The sequence below is a fragment of the Mesorhizobium sp. M1A.F.Ca.IN.020.03.2.1 genome, assembly GCF_004023205.1.
Taxonomy (GTDB): Bacteria; Pseudomonadota; Alphaproteobacteria; order Rhizobiales; family Rhizobiaceae; genus Mesorhizobium.
Window position 1 is genome coordinate 1 of record NZ_RZSV01000261.1, and the last position, 6,994, is coordinate 6,994.

General features: G+C 55.7%; 4 protein-coding genes and 2 pseudogenes. 1 reads left to right on the plus strand and 5 read right to left on the minus strand.

Annotated features, from left to right (window positions below; genetic code table 11):
• The 3 genes from EOA79_RS27530 to EOA79_RS27540 all read right to left on the minus strand — a co-directional run.
• A partial coding sequence (locus EOA79_RS27530) for a cysteine synthase family protein (RefSeq protein WP_206639274.1) occupies positions 1-1,113 on the minus strand: 1,113 nt, incomplete at its 3' end.
• Positions 1,114-1,152: 39 nt separating this feature from the next.
• Complete coding sequence (locus EOA79_RS27535; protein WP_128161201.1) at positions 1,153-2,034, minus strand: GHMP kinase; 882 nt, start codon at positions 2,032-2,034, stop codon at positions 1,153-1,155.
• Between the two features lie 1,178 nt (positions 2,035-3,212).
• Positions 3,213-4,307 (minus strand): pyridoxal-phosphate dependent enzyme, encoded by a 1,095-nt coding sequence (locus EOA79_RS27540; protein WP_128161203.1) that lies wholly within the window; start codon positions 4,305-4,307, stop codon positions 3,213-3,215.
• 1,043 nt (positions 4,308-5,350) lie between these two features.
• Between EOA79_RS27540 and EOA79_RS34305 the strand changes: the two genes are divergently transcribed.
• Positions 5,351-5,494 carry a hypothetical protein gene (locus EOA79_RS34305; RefSeq protein ID WP_348631870.1) on the plus strand — a complete coding sequence of 48 codons (144 nt, stop codon included), beginning with the start codon at positions 5,351-5,353 and terminating at the stop codon, positions 5,492-5,494.
• On the opposite strand, the pseudogene EOA79_RS27550 reads toward EOA79_RS34305, so the two are convergent.
• Positions 5,450-6,674 (minus strand): annotated as a pseudogene (locus EOA79_RS27550) (acetyl-CoA carboxylase biotin carboxylase subunit family protein). The gene EOA79_RS34305 and the pseudogene EOA79_RS27550 overlap by 45 nt on opposite strands.
• Positions 6,646-6,994: pseudogene (locus EOA79_RS34155) on the minus strand (hypothetical protein); the annotation flags it as partial. The pseudogenes EOA79_RS27550 and EOA79_RS34155, both read right to left, overlap by 29 nt.

The following is a 6,994-nucleotide window of genomic DNA, read 5'->3' on the forward strand; positions in this document are numbered from 1 at the left end:
GTGTACCCCCCCAGTGGGTTCCAGGGGATTTTGCTTTATCGACTGCGGAGGCAAACGGGTTCCGGAAGATGACCGGAGGAACGAACGTCCGGGCGCATGGTCCATTGGGCTGGAAAGCACTTCGTCTAGTGTTCGCCTGCCCCAGGCGAAATAGGACCAGCTCGTCAGTTCCTCCGTGGGCGCTGCGACAGCCACTGGCTCTTCGCGCATCGACTGAAGCCATCCCGAAACGGACGCGAGCCAGTCCTCGTTATAGACGGTCTCGACATACCGATGCCCCTCATCAGGAAAGATGGCGACGACCTTCTTACCAGGATTCCTCTGTGACCACCAGTTCGCAACTCGGTATGCAGCACCACCGGTAGGTCCCATAAATAGACCGTGATCCCGATGTAACTGGTGAGTCGCATGAAATGCTTCTGCTGGCGTCAGCCAATGCACTTCGTCGAAGTGTCTGTGATCGACGTTAGAGGGAACGATGCTACCTTCCAGCCCCCTAAGGTGTCGCTTGCCACTAGGCTGCCCAAACAGACCTGACTTTGGCGAATCAACGCCAATGGTATGCAATCCGGGGAACGGCACTCGTAGGTACCTGGACGTGCCGCACATGGAGCCGCCCGACCCGACGGGGCCAACCAGGCAGTCGATCTTTCCCACTCTCTCGATGAGCAACTCCGCTAATTTCGCATAGGCGAGCGGATTGTCCGGATTTGAGCGATGCGAGGGCCAATAGCTGCCGGGTATCTCTTTAAGATACCTGGTCAGCCTGTCCAAGCGCGCCTGCTGAAATCCGCCACCGCGCGCTGGCTTGTCGACAACGTCCACGTGCACATTAAGCTGGACGAGACGTGTATGAAGGTGCCGATCAAGCGCCGAGTCGCTCACCAGTATAAGTTGGTAGCCATACTGTACAGCAAGCATGGCCAAGGCGAGCCCAAAATTCCCCGAAGACGACTCGCAAATGCTGGCACCTGTTTTCAATAACCCTTGCTCCACGGCCCGTTCTAGGATGAACCGGGCAGGAAGAAGCTTCATGAGAAAAAAGCTGGCGCCATACAGGCCATCTCTCAACTCGATGATTCTGGGATTCTCGAAATCCTCAAGGTTGCGCATTAGAGCTCGGCTAACCACTTGTTGCTCCCAGGTCCCAATTCAGTGTCGGAAGATCGAAGGCTCTAAACCTAACTTTCTCAGGTCACGCATCGCTAGATCCATGTTTTCGGTGCTCCTTTGGTTAGCTGGGTCGAACATTAAGCCGACAACTGTCCCGCTGTGGGCAACCTGTACGCCGAGAGCGCCGTAGCGAGTACCAATCGCTTCGATATCGTACAGGCGGGGTTTTGGGAGGAATCTCTCGTTTATTAGAGCGCTTGCGGTAGCAACTCGCCCAAGCAGACCAACGTCGGAGTCGTTGATCGCTCTACGCATAACACTCCGGAGCGGCCGAAAGACTCCGATCTCAAACGGATTATATTGAGCCGGCTTGAATAAAAGAGTGTCAACAGTTTGGCTGGGAGTTGTGTCTACGCTGATGACGTCGATCGGCGGAAGCGGGTTTCTGAACGACTCTATCACAAATCCTTCGCGATGCGCGAAGAGCACCGCTTGCTGTGAAAACAGCGTCGAATCGCATGCTGTCTCCGCGCTTACTGCAATTTCCATTACGCGATCAGGTGTTGATTGGAGGTCCAGGTAATTGAGAACGGCCAAGATGCTGGCCAGCACATCCGCGGTGGATGAGCCCATGCCGCGCCCAATAGGGATGTTGCTTTCTATAGTCAGATGTCCGCCGATTGTGATCCGGGCGAATGTCTTGAGCGCGAGCTCCACGGCGCGTTTTGCCTTTTCGCAATGCCGTGGGGTGACGGACAATCTCTCTTCGCCGTTCGTCCTGAATTTCGCCTTCGACTTGAGGTGGCGGCAAGGCAGCGATATCAGGCCGCGATGCAGACGAGCATTTTGGTCCTCAAAAATGCCTTGAACGAGCTCGCCGTGATGACCGATAGCTTCACCGCACCCTTCTGTTGCGCGCATGGTAAACCTCGCCATATAATTGAATACCTGAGTGAGACTTACGTTTGCTGCCCGCGATCAACTCCAGGGCTTGAGGGCGACAAGGGCATGGCTTCCTCTTGGGGTGCAAATTGCGGTTGCTCCTCCCCATACGATGCAAACTGATGCGGACCTGACATTTTCTTTCCTTGTTCGTTCCGTCGATATCAATGCTGCACGACATCAAATCGGTTGGATTTCTACCGCCTCACGACGAAAAGTTTCAAAAATCGTGCCAACTACACAGAAGGAACCCTGAGAAGATAGCTTTCTGTTTCTATTCAACGGCTTAATGAGGAAGTCTGAGGAAGGCTGTCCGAATAGCACTTGTCACAGACCTAACAAACACAACAGTAGTGTCGGTCACCGTCATTTGGCCAAGCGGTCGTTTCGGTGGCCCATAGGAATTTCAAGATGAGGCTCTTCTCACCCCATCGCTCAACGCCGAACCCGACACTGCTAGGGAGCCGAGCGACATGCCGTGAAACGCGTTTGTGAAGGCCACGGCGCTCCGCGCGGCCGGAATGTTTTCGCGCCAGCGCCTGCGATGCTTCGTTCGCATTTGTGCTGGTCGGCCCAGGAAACGGTAGCGTTTAAGAAAGGTCCATGGGTTTCAGGATCGCATCGACAAACACATCAATGAATTCACTTGCCGCTGTATTCAAGCGCCAAAAGAATGTTCTATAATGTTCTCGCCAACGAGATATCCAATTGCGGGTGAAATAATATTCGGGTTGTGTGTCCGTAGTTGAGTGCGCCCCGGGCCCCACAAGGAATTGAACATAAGGCTTACCGGTCTCGTCCCAGACTGTTGAAGTGGACCCTAATCGCGGGACCACGGGGCCATGAAATTAAGGTGCGATCTGGCCTGCTCCATCGTTTGCGCCGACCGCGAGATGATCCGCTACCAGTCCCGCCGGCCGCCAGCGACGGAGCTGCGCAGCAGGCTGCGACCTGGCCAACGAGCGGCGGCGCTTCGGCTAGGCGGCTAGGCAAGACGAGCGACGCTGGGTCGAAAAGGCCAAGACGACCTGTACCCGCTTCGTCGCCGGCTGGAATCCGCGCGGCCCGAAGAAGGCACGCACACATGTCCGCGAATTAGCGAAACCGATGTCCCGTCTTTCTGAAATCCGCAATAAAAGTGCGCGTCCAACGACATTTCACGGATCATACCCAGCCGGGCGGGGCATCGGATCACTCCCGGCGACATCTCGGTATCTGCGTCGACCCCATTTGAATCGACACCATCCCTCCGATACCTCTTCTGGCGAAGAAATATCCCTTGGCCCTCCCCAATCCCGAGCAAGGTCCTCATTCCAGTTGTTCAACCATCTGGGATCAAACATCGTCTCCACATAACGAACGCCGTGGTCTGGGAAAATGGTCAGAACGTGCTGCGAAGGCTCCTGAGCTGCACGCCACTCTGCGACAGCAAGAGCGGCACCGCTCGATGGCCCGACAAGCATTCCAGTTCGTCGATGGAAATCGTGGACCTTTTGAACCATTTTCGGAATAGGTACCCAATGAATTTCGTCGCAGAGTTCAAAATTCACATTGCCCATGGGAATTCCTGCTCCCATCGCGAGAATTTGTTCGAACGTTCCCCTGCACATCTTGCTGATCCGCGTGGCCTGGGCACCAAAAATCACGCTTCGGTTGTGGTCGACAGCAATTACTTCTAAATCGGGGTTCTCGCGTTGCAAGATGGATGCAATTCCAAAGAGCGATCCCCCGCTACCGACCGTACCAACCACTGAATGAATTTTTGGCTGTGTCAGGAGGGCTCGCTCGGCAATCGGTCTATAAGAGAGAGAATTCAACGGGTTCGTGTACTGTTGCGGCCAAAAACTGTCGGGCATTGATGAGCGTAACTCGGACAACACCTCCAGACGCGCTTGCTGAATCCCACCTTCGCAATTATTGCTGGCGTGAACCGTATGCAGGGCTGCGCCCAAATTCTCCAGTCTCCAGCGAACGATTTGCGACGTTGGCCCAGTAACAAGCGTCAGGCGCAGGTTATATAAAGAACACAGGATAGATAGAGCTAAGGCGAACGTGCCGGAACTGCTTTCAATAACATGGCCGCCCACTCGCAACTGTCCGCTCGCCAGTGCAGTATCGAGAATGTGCTTCGCGGGTGTAAATTTCATCAGGTCGAATTTCGCGGCGACGAGATTATGCGCGACTTGTACGAATTTCGGGAAGGAAAGCTCTTCGATGACGTTCGCACCAAACGATTTTGCGGGTACATCCATGATTCGATTGCCTCACTTTAGGACTTTGAAATAGCGAAACGGTAGAACTACTGCCTTACGCGCCGTCTTGTTCGTTTTACACCGCTGCAGGCCGACGGTTCTTCACCTCCCGAGTTAATTGGGCCAGCGACGATGCCGGAGCGTGGAGGCAAATTGGCACTTGGCATTCCGCCCTTCGCTCCTTCCATTGCGATGCTGTGAAGTAGTGCCGGTAGACAGCTCTCGCAGCTCTGTCCTGAATGATTCAAATCTCATGCCAATTCGGATTGATCGAGCTGGAGAAAGTGAGATGTGATTGCATTTCAACTATTTAGCCTGTCTTGTACACGACGGTGCGTTTGAAGGATTGGCTGATACGCGTGCGACTCCCGCCATTTTGTTCCATCAGTCGTGGCCGGCCATCGCCAGCCCCCAGTCCACAGCCTCGTTTGTCGTGAACTACTACTCGCGTCGATTTGGCTGACTTGATGACCGGGACACGTTCGGGGAAAAGCAGCAGTCGTCGCCCTACTGTCGCCATCCCGCCGGTGCGCTTGCCGAGTATGGTAATTGCCGGAAACTCGTTCGCCAGATCGAGGCGATTCTCATGTCCAGCAAAGGGTCGCAGCACTTCCAGGCGGTGCGCCCAGGAAGCCGGTGTGGCATTCCGCGCTACTCCTTAACCCAGGCGAGCACGGCGCCGTCGTGAGTGGGCCGACATGTCAGTCAGATCCGCGGTCTCCTTTCCGAGCAGGTATCGTCATCGCCGACGACATCGCGCAGCTGCACCGCCGCCTCGCTGAGATTGTCGGGGGCAGCGATGACGGCCCCAGCGATCTGGTCCGGTCGCTGATAATCGAATTGCAGGCGGAAAATGGTCGAGCTCTATCCGCTCATCGCCGTCTCTGGCCGGCGAATACGGGACGTCTTCCGCAACAGCGAGCACTTACAGAGCCTGAGCAGGATCGAGGGTATTGGCCGATGACGGCGACAGCGTTGATCGCGGCGGTTCGGACCGAATCGGTTTCAAGAATGGCCGCCTGTTTGTGGCATGGCTGGGCCTCGTGCCGAAGCAGCGATCGAGTACCAATCCTCGGCGACAATCAGCTTTTACCCGGCGACGCCTGCGCTGTTGCGGCGAGGGGAGGGCTTGCAGATTGTGGCTATTCGCCAAGGGTCGGAAAAGGTTTGATCGACCAATCGATTAAGTCGACGCCACGCTGAAGTGCAATCTCGGTCTCGGCAAGGCTCGGTGAAGCGGCGATGACATGTCCGATCATGTCGCGGTAATCGCCTTTCCTGACGATCGGCGTCTTCGGTCCAACATACAATTTGACCTCGGCGACACCTAATACAGCAGCCGCCCTGTCGCCATTGATCGAGTCGAGGATGCCATCGCGATCAGGAACTAGAAACCGCGCGGCCGCAGTGTGCGAATGCCTTCTGCGCAAATCCCATTCCTCGCCGATGACAAGTTTGATGTGCTCGGTAATGAGATCGACACCGTAGGCCAACTTAACCAGTTGAGGAGTGGGCGCACCAGGGAGACGCGGATTGACTTCAATGACGACTGGGCCGCCGCTTCGTCCACCGGAATTCAACATTCGTTGGCCCCCAGCCAAGGTCGAGAGCTCGCAAACAGCTCAGCGAAACATCGGCGATACGTTTATGCTCCTCATCAGCCAGCGGGGCCGGAAAGCTCACCCCATGAAAGACGAAATGCGGCGGGGGACCGAAGTCAGCGGGCGCAATCCCAACGACTTCATTTCCCATTATCTCGGCGCCATATTGTGGGCCTTGTGCGAATTCCTCGACCAGTATCCTTGGCGAAGTCCGCCATATGTGCTTCCCGCTTAATAGATAGGTCGTATGTTCGGCTAACTCATCGAGATTGCGGCACAATCGGACACCACTGCTGCCGCTACCCACGACTGGCTTCAGAACCACCGGCAGGCCGATCTCCGCGGCAGAGCTTTCTACGTCCGCCGCATTCGCTGCCAAGCGATAGGCAGGTATTGGAACGCCAGCCTCGGCGAGGAGCTGACGTTGAACTAATTTGTCGCAGCATCGTTCGATGGATACGGGATTCGGCCCCGGTAAATCGAAATACCGGCAGAGCTTGCCAACTGTCGCATAGACCGTCTCCTGGGCGCTGGTAATGCCAGCAATGTTATAGGTCGCGCGCAGCCGGGAACATTCGCTGATCAGCGCATCGAGATTGTCAGTATCGACGCGGATTGCCTCAATATTTTCCGCCGCAAGATAGTCGTACCCGGCTGGATCTGCCGACAAGAAAATTGGATGAAGACCCAGACGCTGGGCCGCTTGGACGTATGGCAGACCATTACCCCTTGTGCCTTCAACCAGGATGAGCGCTCTTTTTGCCATTGGCGTTGACCTCCGTTGCATGGCGTGCGGCAGTCGTGAACTTACCATTCTCAGCGACTTGCGGTTGTAAAGGTTCTGTAAAGTTATTTGAAAACTTGGCTAGCCAGTCGGAAACTCGATTTGCCCTCGTTTTGGACTGAACGAGTAGCGATCGTGAGGGGCCCCGTTCGGCGAACAATTTACGGCTGTAAGGGCCCATTGATTCGACCGGTGGCGATTGTATTGTCTGCACGCGGGTGAGCTTATCGATGAGGCGGGGAAAGCGGCCGTCGAGGCGGGCGAGCGCCAGATCCTCGAACAGACGGGGCACGCGCGCGTAG